Below are 20,059 nucleotides of genomic sequence, written 5' to 3' on the forward strand. Positions count from 1 at the left end.
CTATTTGGTAATCAAATATATAATCGTAAATTTGCAAACTCTTTTTGAGAGAGGAATGTTTAATCTACCTGTACATATACAGGTGAAAATTTAATTAATAACGTGGACACAATAAGCTACAAAACGATATCAGCAAATAAAGCTACTGTAGATAAGCAGTGGGTTTTAGTAGATGCTGATGGTCAAACATTAGGTCGTTTAGCTTCTAAAGTAGCAATACTTTTAAGAGGAAAACATAAACCTAGCTTCACACCACATGTTGATTGTGGAGATAACGTAATTGTTATCAATTCAGAAAAAATCAACTTAACAGGAAACAAGTGGAATGACAAATCTTACATTCGTCACACAGGTTATCCAGGTGGACAAAGAAGTTTAACTGCTACAGAATTGTTTGGAAAAGATCCAGCAAGGTTAGTGGAAAAATCAGTAAAAGGAATGTTGCCTAAAAACAAATTAGGAGCAGCTTTATTCCGTAATTTAAATGTTGTTGTTGGTTCAGCTCATGCACATGAAGCACAAAAACCAACAGTAATTAACTTAAACGAATTCAGGTAATGGAAGTAATTCACAAAATTGGTCGTCGTAAGACCGCAGTTGCTCGTATATATCTTTCTAAAGGAAAAGGTAATATTACGATTAACAAAAAAGAACTTAAAGACTACTTCGATACAGCAACATTACAATACAAAGTAAACCAACCATTAGCTTTAACAGAAAATGAAGGTAACTTTGATATTAAAGTAAATGTTTTTGGAGGAGGTATTACAGGTCAAGCTGAAGCTGTTCGTTTAGCAATCTCTCGTGCAATGTGCGAATTAGATGCTGAAAACAGATTAATCTTAAAACCTGAAGGATTATTAACAAGAGATCCAAGAATGGTTGAACGTAAAAAATTCGGTCAGAAGAAAGCTCGTAAGAAATTTCAATTCTCTAAACGTTAATATCATTGTTGAAATCATTTTCAACACAAAACAAAAAATTAAACAGTTATTGTTGTCCTAGTGTCTTTAAAAACAAAAACACAGGATTTAGTTTAGCATCTAAATAATTAAGGCGAATTTTAAAAATGACCACTTAGTTATTGCTAATTCAACAGAACGTAAACTATTACAAAATGGCAGTAGAAGTAAAAGAATTACTTGAAGCAGGTGTACACTTCGGTCACCTTACACGTAGATGGGATCCAAACATGGCTCCTTACGTATATATGGAGCGTAACGGTATCCATATTATCAATTTATACAAAACAGCAGCTAAGATGGAAGAAGCTGGAGATGCATTAGCAAAAATTGCAGCTTCAGGTCGTAAAATCTTATTTGTTGCAACAAAAAAGCAAGCTAAAGACATCGTTTCTGAAAAAGCTGGTAGCATCAACATGCCTTATATTACTGAAAGATGGCCTGGAGGAATGTTAACTAACTTTGTAACTATCCGTAAAGCAATCAAAAAGATGGCTACTATTGATAGAATGAAAAAAGACGGTACGTTTTTAACTTTATCTAAAAAAGAACGTTTACAAGTTGACCGTTTAAGAGCTAAGTTAGAGAAAAACTTAGGTTCTATCGTTGACATGACACGTTTACCTGGTGCTTTATTTGTTGTTGACATTAAGCGCGAACATATCGCAATTAAAGAAGCTCAAAAATTAAACATTCCAATATTTGCAATGGTAGATACTAACTCTGATCCACGTCAGGTAGATTATGTAATACCATCAAATGATGATGCTTCTAAATCAATCGATAAAATATTAACACACGTTACAGACGCTATTACAAATGGTCTTAACGAGCGTAAAGCTGAAAAAGCAGGAAAAGAGGCAGCAAAAGAAGCAGCAAAAGCTGTAAAAGCAGCACCTAAAAAAGCAGAAGCAGCTAAAGAGGAAGAAGAATAAAATAACTATTTCAAATCACAAACAAGTCGTTTAATTCTTTTCTTTACCGAAATAAATTGAACGACTTTTTTAAATTATAATTACCATGAGTGAAGTAAAAATAACAGCAGCACAAGTAAACGAATTAAGAAAAGCTACTGGAGCAGGAATGATGGACTGCAAAAAAGCATTAGTAGAAGCAGGTGGAGATTTTGACAAAGCAATTGACGTATTACGTAAAAAAGGTCAAAAGGTAGCAGAAAAAAGAGCAGACAGAGACTCTTCTGAAGGTGCAGCAGCTATCAGAATTAATGATGACAACACTGCTGGTGTTGCAATCGTATTAGGATGCGAAACAGATTTTGTTGGTAAAAACGAATCTTTCTTAGCATTAGCTGGTCAATTTGCAGATATCGCTTTAAACCATGATAACAAAGAAGCCTTTTTAGCAGCAGACTTTGGTGGTATGACAGTTGCAGAAAAACTAGTAGAACAAACTGGTGTTGTAGGTGAAAAATTAGAAATCAATGCTTTTGAAAAATTAGAAGCTCCTTATGTTGGTTCTTATGTACATATTAACAAAATTGGTGCTTTAGTTGGTTTAAACCAAAAAGAAGAAGTAGTTGGAAAAGACGTAGCAATGCAAGTAGCATCTATGGGAGCAACTACATTATCTTACAAAGATTTTGACGCAGCATTTGTTGCATCAGAAACTGAAGCAAGAATTGCAGTTATCGAAAAAGATAATATAGAGTTAGGACGTTTAGGTAAAACATTAAAAAATGTACCTCAATACATCTCAATGTCTCAATTATCTGCTGACGTATTAGCTCAAGCTGAAGAAGCTGCAAAAGCAGAATTAAAAGCAGAAGGTAAACCAGAACAAATCTGGGATAAAATTTTACCAGGTAAAATGGAACGTTTTATTTCTGACAACACAACTTTAGATCAAGAAAAATGTTTACTAGATCAAAAGTTTATTAAAGACGAAAAAATGACTGTTGCAGATTACGTAGCGTCTAAAAACGTTGAAGTATTAGCTTTCAAACGTGTATCTTTAGGATAATTGTCATTCCTGCGTAGGCAGGAATCCACAATAAACTATAAATATTTAAAAACCACTACTCTATTTTTAGAGCTAGTGGTTTTTTTATGCATAAACTTTAAAAGAAAAAATAAAAGTAACTGGCTTTTATTCATTCAAAAAAAATAAAAAAAATGTGTAGCTTTGCTAAACTCTAATTCCTATAAAACTAGGACACTCTTAATCGGTAGATTATAATATGAAATATAAAAGAATACTCCTTAAATTATCTGGTGAAGCATTAATGGGAAACCGTCAATATGGAATTGACCCAGAACGCCTATCTGAATATGCTGAAGAAATTAAAGCAGTAACCGAAAAAGGCATTGAAGTTGCAATTGTAATTGGTGGTGGAAACATTTTTAGAGGTGTTGCAGGTGCAATGAATGGAATGGATCGTGTACAAGGAGACCATATGGGAATGTTAGCAACCGTTATAAACGGTCTTGCATTACAACAAGCTCTAGAAGATGCAGAAGTAAAAACCAGATTACAAACTGCAATTAAAATTAATGAAGTTGCAGAGCCTTTTATACGCAGAAAAGCAATGAGCCATTTACGTAAAGGACGTGTAGTAATATTTGGAGGAGGAACCGGAAACCCTTATTTTACTACAGATTCTGCTGCTGTATTAAGAGCAATAGAAATTGAAGCTGATGTTATTTTAAAAGGAACACGTGTTGATGGAATCTATAATACAGATCCAGAAAAAGATAGTACTGCAATAAAATTTGATCATATTACTTTTGACGATGTTTTACGCAAAGGATTAAAAGTTATGGATACAACTGCATTTACTTTAAGCCAAGAAAACGATTTACCAATTATTGTATTTGACATGAATACAAAAGGCAATTTAATGAGAGTTGTTTCTGGAGAAAAAATAGGAACACAAGTCAGTTTATAATATAGATTATTATATTACATTTAAAATTGGCTCGCTTTTTGAAAGTCATTCAATATTAAATTAAATTACAATGAACGAAGAAATTACATTTATTATAGACACTGCTAAAGAAGCAATGGATAAAGCCATTAAGCATCTAGAAAAGCAATTTGTAAATATACGAGCAGGAAAAGCAAGTCCTTCTATGCTAGGTAGTGTAATGGTAGACTATTATGGGTCACAAACACCTTTAAGTCAAGTAGCAAACGTTAATACTCCAGATGGAAGAACTATTACAGTGCAACCTTGGGAAAAAAACATGCTACAAGAAATTGAAAAAGCTATAATGATTGCTAACCTTGGGTTTAACCCAATGAATAATGGTGACACTATAATCATAAACGTTCCGCCATTAACAGAAGAACGTAGACGTGACCTTGCAAAACAAGCAAAAGCAGAATCTGAAGATGCTAAAGTTGGTATTAGAAGCGCTAGAAAAGATGCTAATAATGACATTAAAAAAACGGATGATGCATCTGAAGATCAACAAAAAAATGCTGAAGCAGATATACAGTCGTTAACTGATAGTTATGTTAAAAAAATTGAAGATTTATTGTCTGTAAAAGAGACAGAGATTATGACCGTTTAAATCTTTAAAGCGACTAATAAGTCGCTTTTTTTATAACTTTTATTATTTTTTTACGTTTCATCATTAAATCAAATCAATCAATTATGAAATCTTTTAAATCAATCTGTTTTATAATAGCATTCTTATTTATAGGATTGCTTCAAGCTCAAGATTACAAATTTATTCCTGACAATCAACGTTTACTGACTGATGAAGAAGTAAAAACAATGGAAATAATGATTACTCCTAACGTTTTGCTTTTTGACGAGAATGGTAGACTATTACCTATGTCAAAATTGGAGTTAATGACTAATCCAGATTATAAGCCTTTATTTTATGTTGATGCAAATAAAAAATTAAAGTCAGTAGTCTTTAAACGTGTAAAAGCATCAGACAATTCTATTACTAAAAATCCTGAAGAAGAATTTACTAAAGGAGAAAAAGCAATAGACTTTATTGCTACAGACTTAGATGGAAACACTTATAAATTATCAGATTTAAAAGGTCAAGTTGTAGTCCTAAATTTTTGGTTTACAAAATGTGGTCCTTGCATCCAAGAAATGCCAGAATTAAACACCTTAACGGAAGACTTTAAAGATAAAGATGTCAAATTTTTAGCCATTACTTTTAACCAAAAAGATCTTGTTGAACAGTTTTTGGAAGACACTAAATTTGATTTTACAATTATACCTAACGCAAACGATATTATATCTTTATATGGTGTCAATAGTTTTCCTACAAGTATTGTAATTGATAAAGATGGTAACATAGCGACTAAAGAAGTTGGTTTAATGACCAATATAAAAACTATACTTACCAACGCAATAAATGCAGAACTCTAAACGCTTTAATCATAATTATTGGATAGTTATTTTATGCTTTTTTAGTGTAACTTTTGCTAATGCGCAAGATCCAGATAATAATATTAAAGTTAATGACACTACTAAATCTGGAACACTTTTAAAACAGTTAGGAGATGGTTTTTTTCCTACTAAACTGTGGAATTTTGATCTTCGTTATCTTATTAAATTTAACCAATATGAAGGTTTCAGAACTGGATTAGGAGGTGTAACAAACGATGCTTTTTCGGAAAAATACAGAATAGACTCTTACTTAGTTTATGGGTTTAGGGACGATAAGTTTAAATATAAAATTGGTGGTGGTTTTAGAGTAAATCCAAACACAAAAACATGGATTAATATTTCTTATGTTGACGACTTAAAAGAAACTGGAAGTTCCGATTTTTTAACAGATGGTAGAGCGTTTTCATTTTTTGAACCACGTCTATTAAATATAGATTTATTTCATAAACATATTACTTCTTCAATTTCATTAGAACATGAAATTACACCAAAATTATATTCTAAAACAGAATTAGCAATAAGCAACATCAGTCCAACATATAATTACCAATACATCTTAGATAATACTAGCTATAATTATTTTGAAACTACAACAGCAAAAATAGCATTACAATGGGATCCATTTAATTCTGAAGAAGAGTTAGAAAATGGAACAAAATCGATTATTCAAGGCTATCCAAAATTTACGTTACAATACACCAAAAGTTTTAAAGACGTTTTTAACGCAGACTTTGATTTTTCAAAAATTGATTTTAGAGCTATTCATAAAATAAAACATAATAAAGAAGCTTACACTATTGGTACTTTATCTGCAGGAATAGCTCATGGAGATGCACCTTTAACACATTTATATCACGCTTATCCTAATAATATTACAAAAGAAACTATTTTGCAACGTTTTTCTGTAGCAGGTATCAATAGTTTTGAAACCATGTATTTTAACGAGTTTTTCTCAGACCGTTTTTCTACTTTAGTAGTAAAACATTACGTAAAACCCTTTCAGATATCAAATCGTTTTAACCCTCAATTAGTATTAGTTTCACGATATGCAATTGGTAATATGAATACAATAAGCAGACACCAAAATGTTAATTTTGAAACCTTAAAACATGGTTACACAGAAAGCGGTTTTGAAATCAATAAACTACTCTTTGGCTTTGGCTTAAGTGCTACTTATAGATATGGAGCTTATCACTTGTCTAGAGAAGAGGATAATATTGCATTAAAATTCACTTTTAATATTACATTATAAAACCAATTTTTTATAAGTAAATACAATGGTTTTACATACCTTTGCAGCGTTTTTTATAGCATTATGTTAAAACTATTTACAGCAAATTTTTGGGATGTTGTAGCAAGACTTATTTTGCGCAACAAAATAGCTATTCTTCTAGGAGTAGTTGTAGTTACCATACTTTTTAGTACACAATGGAAGTACATGCGTTTTACGTATACAGAAGCCAACTTGCTTCCAGATGATCATGAAGTAAATATTACTTATAATGATTTTTTAAAGGTCTTTGGAGAGGAAGGTAATTTAGTAGTACTTGGTGTAAAAGACACCACACTATTTACTGTCGAAAAACTTAATGCTTGGAATGACCTTTCTGATAGTTTTAGGAATGATCCAGAAATTGAAACTGTAGTTTCTATTAAAGATTTACAAAAACTTATAAAAGACGAAAAAAACGAAAAATTTTCTTTAGAACCTTTTATAAAAGATTCTGTATCCTCTATTGAACAAATAGAAAAACTGCAAGATCAGTTATTTAACAAATACCCATTTTACGATAACTTTTTATTTAATAAAAAAACCAAAACGGTTCGTACTGCATTATATCTTAAAAAAGACATTGTAAATACTCCTGCCAGAAAGGAATTTATAATGAATAATCTTATTAAAAAAATTGAAGATTATAAAGCCAATGGTGGTTTAGATGTTAGGGTTTCTGGAATGCCTTATATACGTACATTAAACGCTCAAAATATTGTAGACGAGATTAACCTTTTTGTACTAGCTGCTTTATTAGTTACTTCTTTAATATTCTTCTTATTCTTCAGATCATTTAGAGCCACCTTTATATCTTTAGTCGTGGTTTGTATAGGTGTAATGTGGACTTTAGGGATTATAGGACTATTAGGATATGAGATTACTGTATTAACTGCACTAATTCCGCCATTAATTATTGTTATTGGGATACCTAATTGTATTTTCTTAATAAACAAATACCAACACGAAGTAAAATCTCATGGTAATAAAGTAAAAAGTTTACAACGTGTTATTACAAAAGTTGGTAATGCAACGTTAATGACTAATGTGACAACTGCATCTGGTTTTGCAACTTTTATTTTAACAGAAAGCCAATTATTAAAAGAGTTTGGTGTTGTAGCCTCATTAAGTATTCTTGCAATTTTCATACTTTGCTTACTAATTATACCAATACTTTACACGTTTTTACCTTATCCAAAAGAGCGTCATCTGGAGCACTTAAACAAACGCTGGATTGGTGGTTTTGTTAATTGGACTGTACGCTTAGTAAAAGAAAAACGCATTACTATTTACGCTACTTCTTTAGTGTTATTGATAGTCTGTTTAATTGGTATTTTCCAGATAAAAATATCAGGAAGCCTAATAGAAGACATGCCAAAAAACGCTCAGTTTTTTAAAGATATTAGATTTTTTGAAGAAGAGTTTGATGGTATCATGCCTTTAGAAATAATGATTGACACCAAGAAAAAACAAGGTGTTATGAAGTTAGCGACTTTAAAACGAATGAATAAAATTGAAGAGTTTATTGACGAAACTCCAGAGTTTTCAAAGCCTATTTCTGTTGTTGGTTTAGTTAAATACTCTAAACAAGCCTATTATAATGGCAATCCAAAATATTACCAATTACCAACAAGTCAAGAAAACAACTTTATTTTATCCTATGCAAAAAACTCGTCATCAGATGTAGATTTGCTCAAAAACTTTGTAGATAGTACTGGTCAATACGCCAGAATAACAACATTTATGAAGGATATTGGGACAGATAAAATGGAACGTATCCAGGAAAATCTTCAAGATAAAATAGACAATGTTTTTCCAAAAGAGCGTTATAATGTTACCATGACAGGTAAAGCATTAGTGTTTCAAAAAGGAACAAAATATTTAGTAAAAAACTTAGCCATATCATTATCTCTAGCTGTTATTTTAATATCACTATTTATGGCTTACATGTTTCGTTCGTTTAGAATGATAATTGTATCATTAATCCCTAACTTACTTCCATTAGTAGTTACAGCAGGATTAATGGGTTATTTAGGTGTTCCAATAAAACCATCAACAATTTTAGTTTTTAGTATCGCTTTTGGTATTTCTGTGGATGACACCATTCACTTTTTAGCAAAATACAGACAAGAGTTACTGGCAAATAACTGGCGAATTAAAAAATCCGTTTACGCAGCATTACGCGAAACAGGAGTCAGTATGTTTTACACTTCAATAGTCTTGTTTTTTGGATTTTCAGTATTTATAATTTCTAGTTTTGGAGGAACCGTTGCACTTGGAGCATTAGTATCAGTAACCCTTTTATTTGCAATGCTATCCAACTTACTATTATTACCTTCGTTATTATTATCGTTAGAACGCAGCATTGCCAATAAAGAAGTATTAAAAGAACCAAGCATAAATATTATTCCTGCAGAAGACGATGATGAAAATGCATCTTTTTCTGAAGAAAAATAAAAGAAAAACTCTATTTTTAATCAAATTTTTTAAAAATGAAATCATATACAGTCGCTACTTTACTTAAAGAGACCAAATTACAAGAAGTACATATAAAAGGATGGGTACGTAACTTTAGAGCAAAACGTTTTATTGCTTTAAACGATGGATCAACACTAAAAAACATACAATGTGTAGTCGATTTTGAAAACACAGACGAAACCTTATTAAAACGTATCACAACAGGCGCTGCTGTATCTATAACAGGACAGTTGGTAGAAAGCCAAGGTAAAGGTCAAAATGTAGAAGTAACAGTTACTAAAATTGAAATTTTAGGAGATTCTGACCCAGAAACATATCCTATTCAACCAAAAAAACACAGTTTTGAGTTTTTAAGAAAAAATGCACATTTACGCACTAGAACAAGCACCTTTAGTGCAGTTATGCGTTTACGATCTGCATTATCTTTTGCAATCCATAAATATTTTAACGACAATGGTTTTTATTACATGCACACACCAATTATAACAGGAAGTGATGCAGAAGGAGCTGGAGAAATGTTTAGAGTAAGCACTTTGGATCAAAAAAACCCTCCATTGACAGAAGCTGGAGATATAGATCATTCTCAAAACTTTTTTGGAAAAGACACTAACCTTACCGTTTCTGGTCAATTAGAAGCAGAAACTTACGCTATGTCTTTAGGTAAAGTATATACTTTTGGACCTACTTTTAGAGCAGAAAACTCTAACACTTCCCGTCATTTATCAGAATTTTGGATGATAGAACCTGAAGTAGCTTTTATGGATTTAGCTGGAAACATGGACTTAGCAGAAGATTTTATGAAGTCTGTTATTAGTTATATTTTAGAACATAGTAAAGACGATTTAGAATTTTTAGATCAACGTTTATTTGATGAAGAAAAAACTAAACCTCAAGCACAACGTAGTGAGTTACGCCTAATTGAAAAATTAAAATTTGTTGCAGACAACAATTTTAAACGTGTAAGTTATACAGAAGCTATTGACATTTTAAGAAATAGTAAACCAAATAAGAAAAAGAAATTTAATTATATTATTGAAGAATGGGGAGCAGACTTACAGTCTGAGCACGAACGTTTTTTAGTAGAAAAACACTTTAAATGTCCAGTAATCCTTTTTGATTATCCAGCTAATATAAAAGCATTTTACATGCGTTTAAATGAAGATGGAAAAACAGTTAGAGCTATGGATATTTTATTTCCTGGAATTGGTGAAATTGTAGGAGGATCGCAACGTGAAGAACGTCTTGACGTATTAAAAAAGAAAATGGCAGTATTAGATATTCCTGAAGAAGAACTTTGGTGGTATTTAGATCTACGTAAGTATGGAACTGCTGTACACTCTGGTTTTGGTCTTGGTTTTGAGCGCTTAGTTATGTTTGCAACAGGAATGACAAATATTAGAGACGTAATACCTTATCCTAGAACACCACAAAACGCAGAGTTTTAATTACTAATTTAGACTCATTTTTATTATCTTACGTTAAATAATCAACGCATTTATGCTTAAACAATATTTACAGTTCAAATTATCGCAAAAGTTGTCACCACAACAAATTCAATTAATGAAATTGATACAGTTGCCAACGCAAGCATTTGAGCAACGTTTAAAGCAAGAATTAGAAGAAAACCCAGCGTTAGAAGGTGGTAAAGAAGAAATTGAAGACGATTTTGATGCTGATTTAGATAACACTCAGGATGATTTTGATGATAACGAAACAATTGACGCAGGAGAAATAAATGTTGATGATTATTTAAGCGATGACGAAATCCCAGAATATCGTACAAGTGTCAATAATTACAGTGCTGATGATGAGGACAAAACAATGCCTTATGCTGCAGGCACTTCTTTTACTCAACATTTAGTCAATCAATTAAACACGTATCGTTTATCTGATGACGAGCGCAATATTGCAGAGTTTTTAGTAGGTAGTGTTGGAGCAAGTGGGTATATACGTCGTGAGTTAACTGACATTGTTGACGATTTAGCATTTACCCAAAGCGTTTATACAGATGAAGAAAAGGTTGCTAAAGTACTTAAAATAGTACACCAGCTAGATCCAGCAGGTGTTGGAGCAAGAAACCTTCAAGAATGCTTAAGTATTCAATTACATAGAAAAGAAAAAAATCCTGATGTACAATTAGCTTGTGATATTATAGACAAAGCTTTTGACCAGTTTACAAAAAAGCATTACAAAAAACTAATGCAAAAGTTTGATATCTCTGAGTTGCAACTTAAAGATGCTATTCATGAAATTGAACGCTTAAACCCAAAACCAGGAGGTTCTTACGCAGGTAATAATAGAATTGTAGAGCACGTTGTACCTGACTTTGCAATTAAAATTGTTAATGGAGAATTAGAGCTGACTTTAAATGGTCGTAATGCACCAGAATTACATGTGTCTAGGACTTACAATAACATGCTTAAAGGTTATAAAGAAAGTAAAGAAAAATCAAAATCACAAAAAGATGCAGTAATGTTTATTAAACAAAAACTGGATGCAGCAAAGTGGTTTATAGATGCTATCAAACAACGTCAACAAACATTGTTTGTTACTATGAGTAGTATCATGCATTATCAAAAAGAATATTTTTTAACTGGTGATGAGCGTAACCTTAGACCAATGATACTAAAAGATATTGCTGATGAAATTGAGATGGATGTCTCTACAGTGTCTCGTGTAGCAAACAGCAAATATGTAGACACACCTTATGGTACAAAATTGATAAAAGAGTTTTTCTCTGAATCAATGACTAACGATCAAGGAGAAGAAGTATCAACAAGAGAAATTAAAAAAATATTAGAAACTGTTGTTGATGAAGAAAGTAAAAAGAAACCTTTTACTGACGAAGCTTTAGCAAAAATACTTAAAGAAAAAGGCTACCCTATTGCACGTCGTACAGTTGCAAAATATAGAGAACAATTGGATATACCTGTTGCTAGATTGCGTAAAAAAATATAATACAATTATATTTTAATCATTCTTCCTTTTTACCATAAAACTAAATGATTACTATTGAAATGGATTATTAAAAGCATATCGTTTATTTTTCATCCTATAGTTATGCCAATATTGGCTGTGCATTTTTATTTTAAAAAATCACCTCGTTTTATTCCTGAAGATTTAGTGTATGCAAAGTTAGTATCCTTATTTATACTATCTGTTATATTACCAATTTTGGTGTATTTTTTACTTAAAACATTAGGAAAAACAGAGTCAATCTATCTTAAAACCACAAAAGAGCGTGTCTTACCATTACTAGTAAACTGTTTAATTATTGGATTAATATTGTTCCGATTATTTCCTTTAAGTCAAATCCCAGAACTATATTACTTTTTTATTGGTGTTTTAATTTCTAGTATTACTTGCTTAATTTTTGCATTAGCAAAATTTAAAGCCAGTATTCATCTAACAGCTACAGGTGGAGTATTTATGTTTTTTATAGTTTTTGCTATACATTTTAGCATTAACATAAATGGTAGTTTAGCCCTAATGGCTATTATAATTGGTGCTGTTGCTACGTCAAGATTATATTTAAAAGCGCACACATGTAAAGAGTTGATAATGGGATTAATTATAGGTATTGTTCCTCAATTAGTTGTATTACAATATTGGTTATAAAATATAAAACATCAGCCCTACTTTAATGGTATTAACATCCAACTTTTCACCATTAATAAATGCATTATCAAACATTTTATTTAAACCATAATACAGATGAAAATTCCAAGTATTGTATCCTACACTCATCGTTAATCCATACTGAAACTTAGTAAATGCATCAGTGTTTTTTAATGCAACGTCATTAGGTGAGCCTTGATATTTAGTGCCATTTGCAAATAGATAACCTACTTTAAAACCATTATAGATTCTCCAAAAACTATATTCTGTAGCTGTAGAGGTTCTCCATCTATATTCAATAGGCAACTCTACAACATAGGTATAAAACTTGTTTTTAGAATAATCAACGTCACTATCATCTAAAACAGAATAGGTTATTTCTTTATTACTCTCATTAATTAACATATTTTGATTAAATGAGTTTAAAGATACACCTAATCCTATACCAATAGATTTATTACGATTTGTATTAATAGGCATGTCTCTAATAACACCTAAATGCACACCACTTGAAAACCCATTTTGAGACACATTATTGGGTTTATTATTCAATAAGTTATAAGTTATACCTAAATAAAATTGATCCTCTCTATATAAAGAATCTATAACATTTGTGCTTGAATAATTATCCTGAGCGTTAACAAATGGAGATATAAAAAGGAAAGTAAATAGAAGAAGTATGTATTTCATATTTTAATTCTATTATTTGTTATTGGTTTATATAATAAACCTTAAAGTTATAAAAAACAAAAGGTGTTTTGAATATCAAAACACCTTTTGTTATAAAATTAAGAGTAATACTATTTAAGTCCACTACCGTTTTTGGTCGTGTAATTAATTTTTAATTGTGCTACTTTACGTAAAGCTTGCTCAATATCTGATACTAATCCCATATTGGTTTCTTTATCTACTTTAAGCGCAGCAATTAATTGTGGTATTTCTTCTTCACGTTTAGAAGCGCGTTCTGCAGCTATAAAAGGTCCAATATCATTTAAATCCGCAAACTTATCGTTTAATTGGATTTTTGCATCAGTACCAACATTTTTATAGCTATCACTTGGCTTTCCAGCATAAATAAACATTACCAAATTTTTCTTACCAAGCTTTTCAGTCTCAGCAGCAGAAGGTAAATTATTTTTAATTTTCAAACTGTTGTCTCTCATTACGGTAGCTACCATAAAAAAGAATAATAGCATGAATACAATATCTGGTAAAGATGCTGTAGAAATAGCTGGCAATTCTTTGCTGCCTCCTTTTTTAAATTTTGACATAGTTTTAAATTATTTAGGTTCTGCTTTAGATATAATTCTAGGATAACTATCCTTAATTTTATCTATTTTTTCTTTTAGCTTTTTACTTTTACGCTCTAATGACTTTGGATCTTCATAAGCAGTTTCCATTTCTTTAAAAGAACGGTTGTAAAGCTTTTGAGCTAAACGTTCTCTTAATTCTGCGTAAGCACTTACTAATTGATCATAAACAGTAATAAAAGTTTCATAATCTGTTGCTCTAGAGTGTGTAATAGAAACAATTGCTTTTGTTGGATGATCTGAAGATGCTGGATCTTTAGCTCCTTTACAGTAAGAGCATTTTGTACCATCAGTACCTTCACCTGCTCCATTATCAATAAAATTGATAGCTGCAGTTTTAAGGTCTTTGACTTCCATCAACTCTTCTTCAACCAACATTTGATTGTCCTTATTTAACTCTATAGTAAAAATGTTTTTCTGTCTGATGATAGGTGGTGTTATCTCCTCTATTGGAGGTAACTTTGAACTTATACCAGAATTTACTTCTATAGTTGTTGTAACTAGGAAGAAGATTAATAATAAGAAGGCAATGTCAGCCATAGAGCCTGCATTAACTTCTGGTGCTGATCTTTTTGCCATAATTATTTAATTAATTTTTTAATACCTGAGAATAACATTGTAGCTACAGCAACTGCACCTAAAACATAAAATGCAACTAATCCTGCACCTACCATTTTAGATTCTCCATCTGATGCTACCAAACCGTTATATTTATATTGATTTGTATCTCCTCCTGACACTAGGTAAGCTATTAGCAAAATTGCTAAAAAGGCTCCAACACCTATTAAAGTGTTTTTTAATGATTTACCACTTGTAAATAAATTTTTGAATACAAAAATCACTACAAATAATAATACTAAACCTAATATTATATAAGCAATCCAAGCCATAGGCTCTACTGTAGAAGTATCTCCATCTAAAGCTAATCCTTTAATAGTTTCATCTCCTTTAATAATAATATTTATTAAAGCACCTATACCAGCTAAACTCAATACTAAAGCAACTATTTTTAAAATCTTGTGCATAATCTTTAATTTTTAAAGTTAGTAATTGAGTTATATTATTTTTTATACTTAGATAACATGTCCATTAAGTTAATAGAAGAATCTTCCATATCGTTAACTATGCTATCAATTTTAGCGATAATATAATTATAAAAAATCTGTAATATAATTGCAACAATAAGTCCAAATACAGTAGTTAATAAGGCAACTTTAATACCTCCAGCTACTAATGATGGTTGCATATCTCCAGCTGCTTCAATTTTATCAAATGCTTGGATCATACCAATTACTGTTCCCATGAAACCTAACATTGGTGCTAATGCAATAAATAAAGAAATCCAAGATACGTTTTTCTCTAACTGTCCCATTTGTACTCCACCATAAGCTACAACAGCTTTTTCAGCAGACTCTAAATCTCCATCAGCTCTGTCTAAACCTTGGTAAAAGATAGAGGCAACAGGTCCTTTTGTGTTACGACATACTTCTTTAGCAGCTTCTAAACCACCTGATTGAAGTGCATCTTCAACATCTTGAGTTAATTTTTTAGAGTTAGTTGTAGATAAGTTTAAAAAGATAATTCTCTCAATAGCAATTGCTAAACCAAGAATTAAACATAATAATACAATACCCATAAAACCAGGTTCACCTTCAATAAAACGTTTTTTAAGTTCTTGATGGAACGTTAAGTCTTCGTCTGCATCAGCTGTAGCTGCTTTAGTTTCTTCTTGTGTTTGCACTACAGTAGTTGCAGTAGTCATTGCTGCGTTTGTAGTTGCATTTGCTGTTCCGAATGCCATGATACATGCGATGGCTAGGATAGAAAATAATCTTTTCATTTGTTGTTCTTAATTTTATTAGTTAAAGTGTTAAAGATATAAAAAAAATGTAATTAAAAATAAAAATTAGCAAAGACCTAAAGTAAACATTTATTAAAATGTTCTTTTTTAAATCTTTTCTTATAACAAAAGATAAAACTAAGTTTAAAAATAGTTTTGTGGCGTTTTAACTAAGCATCAAAAACTATTCCATAACTTTTTAATCTCTTGCAGAGAGGAAGGGATTCGAACCCTCGATACGCTATTAACGCATACACGCTTTCCAAGCGTGCGCCTTAAGCCACTCGGCCACCTCTCTGTAATTGTCATTAATTACAGTAGGGCAAATAACAAAAAAATATCTTAACGTTAAAATTTTAAGGGTTAATTTTAAGACATTTCTCCTCTTAAGGATGTTTCGTATATGGTTTTGAACAAGTTAGCAGAAATATTTTCTCCTAATAAATACATTAATTTACACAAAGCAGCTTCTGTTGTGATGTCTTTTCCAGAAATTAATCCAATTCTTTTTAATTTTTCACTAGTTTCATATTGACCCATCATTACACTTCCTCCAGAACATTGTGTGACATTAATAATAGGTATACCTTTATTAATAGTTTCTTTTAAAATTTTTATAAACCAATCTTCAGTAGTGCAATTTCCTGCTCCATAGGTTTCTAAAACAACACCTTTTAACCCTTCAGTATTAAAAATACTTTCTAAAACTTGTTTTGATATACCAGGAAATAACTTGACTAAAGCAATATTAGAATCTAAATTTTTATGTACAACTAAGTCTTTTCTTGGATTTGGTTTGAATAGTCGTTGGTCATTAATTTTAAGATGTACACCACTTTCTGCTAATTCTGGATAATTTAAACTTGCAAAAGCTTCAAAATGTTCTGCATTTATTTTTGTGGTACGATTGGCTCTATAGAGTTTATATTCAAAATATAATCCAACTTCTTTTATGACTGGTTTGTTATAATATTGTAATGATGCTATCTGTATAGATGTTATTAAGTTTTCTTTTGCGTCTGTACGCAAGTCTCCAATTGGTAATTGTGACCCTGTAAATATTACTGGTTTTGCTAAATGCTCTAGCATAAAACTTAATGCTGATGCTGTATAACTCATAGTATCACTTCCGTGTAACACTACAAAACCATCAAATGCGTCATAATTATTTTCAATAATTTCAGCAATTTGCACCCAATATTCTGGTTTCATATTACTAGAGTCTATTGGCTCTTTAAATGAGTAGGCTTCAATCTGACACTCTAACAACTTTAATTCTGGAATTTTAACTAATAAGTTGTCAAAATCAAAAGCACGCAATGCTCCTGTTTCTGGATCTTTTATCATACCAATGGTTCCACCAGTATATATAAGGAGTATGTTTGGAATTGTTTTAGTCATAACTAGCTTTTAGTTGTTGGCTTTTAGCTTTTGTCTAAATGGCAAAAACTGCTTTGGAGTTTTCTGTTGTAATGTCGGCAATTTTTTGTTCTGGCACTTTGTAAGTCTCAGATAGTTTTTCTAACACCTTTATTATATAAGCGCTTTCATTACGTTTTCCTCTATAAGGTTTTGGTGCTAAATATGGCGAATCTGTTTCTAATACTATATGTTTTAAATCTATTTGATTTAAAAACTGGTCAATCTTCCCATTTTTAAAAGTTGCCACTCCACCAATTCCTAATTTCATATTATAGGATATGGCTTGATGTGCTTGTTCAATAGTTCCTGTGAAGCAATGAAAAATCCCGAATAGGTCTTCTGATTTTTCTTCTTCTAGTATTTCAAAAATTTGGTCAAATGCTTCACGACAATGTATTACAATTGGTAGTTTATGTTGTTTAGCTAATTTAATTTGGTGTCTAAACGCGTCTTGCTGTATTCCTAAAGTACTTTTGTCCCAATATAAATCTATTCCAATTTCTCCTATTGCATAAAACTTATGTTTGTTAAGCATGTCTTCTACATGCTGTAACTCTTCTTTATAATTTTCTTTAACGTGTGTTGGATGTAAACCCATCATTAAAAAAACATTTTCAGGATATTTGGCTTGTAGATCTAACATACCTTGCGTGTAGCTACTGTCTATTGCTGGAACAAATAGTCTGGTAACACCTGCTTCAAAAGTGCGTTGCATCATTGCATCTCTGTCTTCATCAAATGCTTCGCTATATAAATGTGTATGTGTGTCTGTTATAATCATTTGACAAAAATAAAAAAGTCATCATGGATTTGATGACTTTTTAAATGATATTTAAGTTAACTTCTTTATTCTAATTCTTCTAATAATTTTTTTACTTGATGATAGTCATCTGCATCTTCAGGAATTTGCCTTAATAACGCTAAACACTCTGCTTTTTTATCTTGTTTTAACTTACTTAATGCTAAATACCAAGTCGCTCTATTGTTGTATGCTGAGTCTCCTTCTTTTATAGAGTTTAATGTTGTTTCTGCTTTTTCAAAAGCATCAAGTTCGATGTTTGTTATTGCGTAATAAAAATTATACTCTACATTTTCTGGGTCGTCTTGCAGCAATTCTTCTAAATACTCTTTAGCTTTTTCATATTCTTTATTATTAAAAGCTTTAGTTGTTTTTATTAATAATCCAACATTACCCTCTTCACCTCTAACACCAAAATCAAGTGTTCCATGATTATTAAAATCTGTATAATTTGCTCCACCAGAAAATTGATTATAAACAAAAAAGCCCATTAATAAAGCAATACTTGCTGCTACTGCAAACTTATATAAGCTAAATGTTTTTTTAGTGGTAACGGTTTTGGTTTCAGAATTTTCTTTATTAAAATATTTATTTGAAATACTTTCTAAATTGGCTTTAAAACTAGTTGTGTTTTCATGGTTTGCAATCTCATGTTCTAAATTAGCTGATAAATCTTTATAGATTGTAAAGGCTTGTTTAAAAGCTTCATCTGTATTAATTTTATTTTCAAATTTGGCAATTTCTTCAGCAGATAAATTGCCTGACAAATAGTTTTCAAAAAGGATGTAATCTTGTTCTTGCATAACACTAATAATTAAGTTGATTAAATGTTGGCGACTCTTGAACTAGCTTAGTTAATTGCCCTATACAAAGCGATTTTTTCTTTCTTGCATAAGCATAACTTACATTAAGACTTGCTGCTACTTCTTCCATAGATTTAATTTTAAAAGTAGCTTTTAGCAACTCTTTACAAGCATTTCCTAATTTTTGAAACATCTCATTAAATAAAGCTTGTTTACCTTCAAATAAAGAGGTTTCAAAAGACAGCTCTTGTGCGTCGTCATCTTTAGATAACACCTCTTCATTAATTGTTACCTCCTTTTTATTACTTTTTTTTAATTCGTTTAACCATTTACGTTTACATAGCAAGAAAAAATACGCATCAAAAGGACAAGTCAATTGCAACTTTTTTTGACTGCCTTGATTATAAATAGTAATAATGGTCTCTTGTATAATATCCTGAGCTTGATCTGCATCACCACTATTCTGCTTTATATAATTAACCACTTTAGGTACAAACTTATCATATATAGCTTGTATAATAAAAGAATTGTTAGCCACCAATCCATCTACATACTTCTGGTCTTCGTGTATTTTTTTTTCACTCATAAACCCTTTGTTTACAACGAATTTAAAAAAACTTTGATAAAAAAGGGTAACAAATTTTAAATGGTTTTGATATAAGGGTGTAACAGTCAAAAACTGACAAACATTTAAAACAAAAAATAAAACAATTTAAAACTTAGAAATTATGAGAAAATCAATTTTAATTATCGCAACAGTAGTATTAGGATTAATAAATGCAAATGCTACAAACTTAAAGACAACTATTAACAGTGTAACACCTGTAGAGATTACAAAAGATGAATTAGTAGAAGTTTACGACTGGACAGTTGTAACTACTAAAGGAGAGTTTTCTGGAACTGCACCAACCTTATTTGAAGCTAAAAAAAGATCAAACCTTGTTGGACAAAATGAAGTAGTTATAGAACAAAAAATAACAAACTACTTTGTATTAAAAAGCCAAATGCTAAAAAAAGACAATCGTATTTTTTTCTGGGAAGTTAAAAGCGAAAAAGGATATGCTAAAGGGTTTTCAAATTCAGAATTTTCTGCAAAACAAATGATTAATCTAGTAGCAAAAGGAGACATAATCTCTTATAAAATTATAATAAACGAAAATAAATAATCAAAATAGGGTAACA

At 30.8% G+C, this 20,059-nt stretch carries 22 protein-coding genes and 1 tRNA gene; 13 read left to right on the forward strand and 10 right to left on the reverse strand.

What is annotated here, in order from left to right; translation table 11 throughout:
- The first annotated feature begins 102 nt into the window (after window positions 1-102).
- The 12 genes from rplM (at window position 103) to SJY17_RS01825 (ending at window position 12,703) form a co-directional block, all read left to right on the forward strand.
- A complete protein-coding gene (rplM, locus tag SJY17_RS01770; RefSeq protein ID WP_397363735.1) occupies window positions 103-558 on the forward strand; it encodes a 50S ribosomal protein L13 in 456 nt (151 codons plus the stop codon).
- Window positions 558-944 (forward strand): 30S ribosomal protein S9, encoded by a 387-nt coding sequence (rpsI, locus tag SJY17_RS01775; protein WP_397363736.1) that lies wholly within the window; start codon window positions 558-560, stop codon window positions 942-944. The genes rplM and rpsI overlap by 1 nt, the downstream gene beginning before the upstream one ends.
- Before the next feature lie 173 nt (window positions 945-1,117).
- Window positions 1,118-1,897 (forward strand): 30S ribosomal protein S2, encoded by a 780-nt coding sequence (gene rpsB, locus SJY17_RS01780; RefSeq protein ID WP_397363737.1) that lies wholly within the window; start codon window positions 1,118-1,120, stop codon window positions 1,895-1,897.
- A gap of 85 nt (window positions 1,898-1,982) precedes the next feature.
- Complete coding sequence (tsf, locus tag SJY17_RS01785; protein WP_397363738.1) at window positions 1,983-2,942, forward strand: translation elongation factor Ts; 960 nt, start codon at window positions 1,983-1,985, stop codon at window positions 2,940-2,942.
- A gap of 217 nt (window positions 2,943-3,159) precedes the next feature.
- Complete coding sequence (gene pyrH / locus SJY17_RS01790) at window positions 3,160-3,867, forward strand: UMP kinase (protein ID WP_397363739.1); 708 nt, start codon at window positions 3,160-3,162, stop codon at window positions 3,865-3,867.
- A 70-nt stretch (window positions 3,868-3,937) separates the two neighbouring features.
- The gene (frr, locus tag SJY17_RS01795) at window positions 3,938-4,495 is read left to right on the forward strand and encodes a ribosome recycling factor (RefSeq protein ID WP_397363740.1); all 558 of its coding nucleotides are present in this window, start codon (window positions 3,938-3,940) and stop codon (window positions 4,493-4,495) included.
- 83 nt (window positions 4,496-4,578) lie between these two features.
- Window positions 4,579-5,316, forward strand: coding sequence for a peroxiredoxin family protein (locus SJY17_RS01800; RefSeq protein WP_397363741.1), 738 nt, complete (start codon window positions 4,579-4,581; stop codon window positions 5,314-5,316).
- Window positions 5,303-6,589, forward strand: coding sequence for a DUF5686 family protein (locus tag SJY17_RS01805; protein ID WP_397363742.1), 1,287 nt, complete (start codon window positions 5,303-5,305; stop codon window positions 6,587-6,589). Before SJY17_RS01800 ends, SJY17_RS01805 begins: the two co-directional genes overlap by 14 nt.
- Before the next feature lie 63 nt (window positions 6,590-6,652).
- Window positions 6,653-9,064 carry an RND family transporter gene (locus tag SJY17_RS01810; protein ID WP_397363743.1) on the forward strand — a complete coding sequence of 804 codons (2,412 nt, stop codon included), beginning with the start codon at window positions 6,653-6,655 and terminating at the stop codon, window positions 9,062-9,064.
- 35 nt (window positions 9,065-9,099) lie between these two features.
- On the forward strand, window positions 9,100-10,530 hold the full coding sequence (gene asnS / locus SJY17_RS01815) for an asparagine--tRNA ligase (protein WP_397363744.1): 1,431 nt from the start codon (window positions 9,100-9,102) through the stop codon (window positions 10,528-10,530).
- Window positions 10,531-10,582: 52 nt separating this feature from the next.
- Window positions 10,583-12,043 (forward strand): RNA polymerase factor sigma-54, encoded by a 1,461-nt coding sequence (rpoN, locus tag SJY17_RS01820; RefSeq protein ID WP_397363745.1) that lies wholly within the window; start codon window positions 10,583-10,585, stop codon window positions 12,041-12,043.
- A gap of 54 nt (window positions 12,044-12,097) precedes the next feature.
- Window positions 12,098-12,703: a hypothetical protein gene (locus tag SJY17_RS01825; RefSeq protein ID WP_397363746.1), complete on the forward strand. Its 606-nt coding sequence runs from the start codon at window positions 12,098-12,100 to the stop codon at window positions 12,701-12,703.
- Here SJY17_RS01825 and SJY17_RS01830 read toward each other — a convergent pair.
- From SJY17_RS01830 to SJY17_RS01875, 10 genes are all read right to left on the reverse strand, one after another.
- A complete protein-coding gene (locus tag SJY17_RS01830; RefSeq protein ID WP_397363748.1) occupies window positions 12,698-13,393 on the reverse strand; it encodes a porin family protein in 696 nt (231 codons plus the stop codon). The two genes, SJY17_RS01825 and SJY17_RS01830, sit on opposite strands and share 6 nt — an antisense overlap.
- Window positions 13,394-13,503: 110 nt before the next feature.
- Window positions 13,504-13,974: an ExbD/TolR family protein gene (locus tag SJY17_RS01835; RefSeq protein ID WP_397363749.1), complete on the reverse strand. Its 471-nt coding sequence runs from the start codon at window positions 13,972-13,974 to the stop codon at window positions 13,504-13,506.
- A gap of 9 nt (window positions 13,975-13,983) precedes the next feature.
- Window positions 13,984-14,592 carry an ExbD/TolR family protein gene (locus tag SJY17_RS01840; RefSeq protein ID WP_397363750.1) on the reverse strand — a complete coding sequence of 203 codons (609 nt, stop codon included), beginning with the start codon at window positions 14,590-14,592 and terminating at the stop codon, window positions 13,984-13,986.
- Between the two features lie 2 nt (window positions 14,593-14,594).
- Window positions 14,595-15,038, reverse strand: a complete 444-nt coding sequence (locus SJY17_RS01845) for a hypothetical protein (protein ID WP_397363751.1) — start codon at window positions 15,036-15,038, stop codon at window positions 14,595-14,597.
- 35 nt (window positions 15,039-15,073) lie between these two features.
- Complete coding sequence (locus tag SJY17_RS01850) at window positions 15,074-15,853, reverse strand: MotA/TolQ/ExbB proton channel family protein (RefSeq protein ID WP_397363752.1); 780 nt, start codon at window positions 15,851-15,853, stop codon at window positions 15,074-15,076.
- Between the two features lie 210 nt (window positions 15,854-16,063).
- A tRNA-Ser gene (locus tag SJY17_RS01855) sits at window positions 16,064-16,151 on the reverse strand.
- Window positions 16,152-16,222: 71 nt separating this feature from the next.
- Window positions 16,223-17,254 carry an asparaginase gene (locus tag SJY17_RS01860; RefSeq protein ID WP_397363753.1) on the reverse strand — a complete coding sequence of 344 codons (1,032 nt, stop codon included), beginning with the start codon at window positions 17,252-17,254 and terminating at the stop codon, window positions 16,223-16,225.
- 34 nt (window positions 17,255-17,288) lie between these two features.
- Complete coding sequence (locus SJY17_RS01865; protein ID WP_397363754.1) at window positions 17,289-18,056, reverse strand: TatD family hydrolase; 768 nt, start codon at window positions 18,054-18,056, stop codon at window positions 17,289-17,291.
- Between the two features lie 65 nt (window positions 18,057-18,121).
- A complete protein-coding gene (locus SJY17_RS01870) occupies window positions 18,122-18,877 on the reverse strand; it encodes a tetratricopeptide repeat protein (protein WP_397363755.1) in 756 nt (251 codons plus the stop codon).
- A 4-nt stretch (window positions 18,878-18,881) separates the two neighbouring features.
- Window positions 18,882-19,463: an RNA polymerase sigma factor gene (locus SJY17_RS01875; protein ID WP_397363756.1), complete on the reverse strand. Its 582-nt coding sequence runs from the start codon at window positions 19,461-19,463 to the stop codon at window positions 18,882-18,884.
- 142 nt (window positions 19,464-19,605) lie between these two features.
- On the opposite strand from SJY17_RS01875, the gene SJY17_RS01880 reads away from it, so the two are divergent.
- Complete coding sequence (locus tag SJY17_RS01880; protein ID WP_397363757.1) at window positions 19,606-20,043, forward strand: hypothetical protein; 438 nt, start codon at window positions 19,606-19,608, stop codon at window positions 20,041-20,043.
- Window positions 20,044-20,059 lie beyond the last annotated feature (16 nt).

This window comes from Olleya sp. R77988, from assembly GCF_044594215.1.
In the GTDB taxonomy this organism is placed as follows: domain Bacteria; phylum Bacteroidota; class Bacteroidia; order Flavobacteriales; family Flavobacteriaceae; genus Olleya.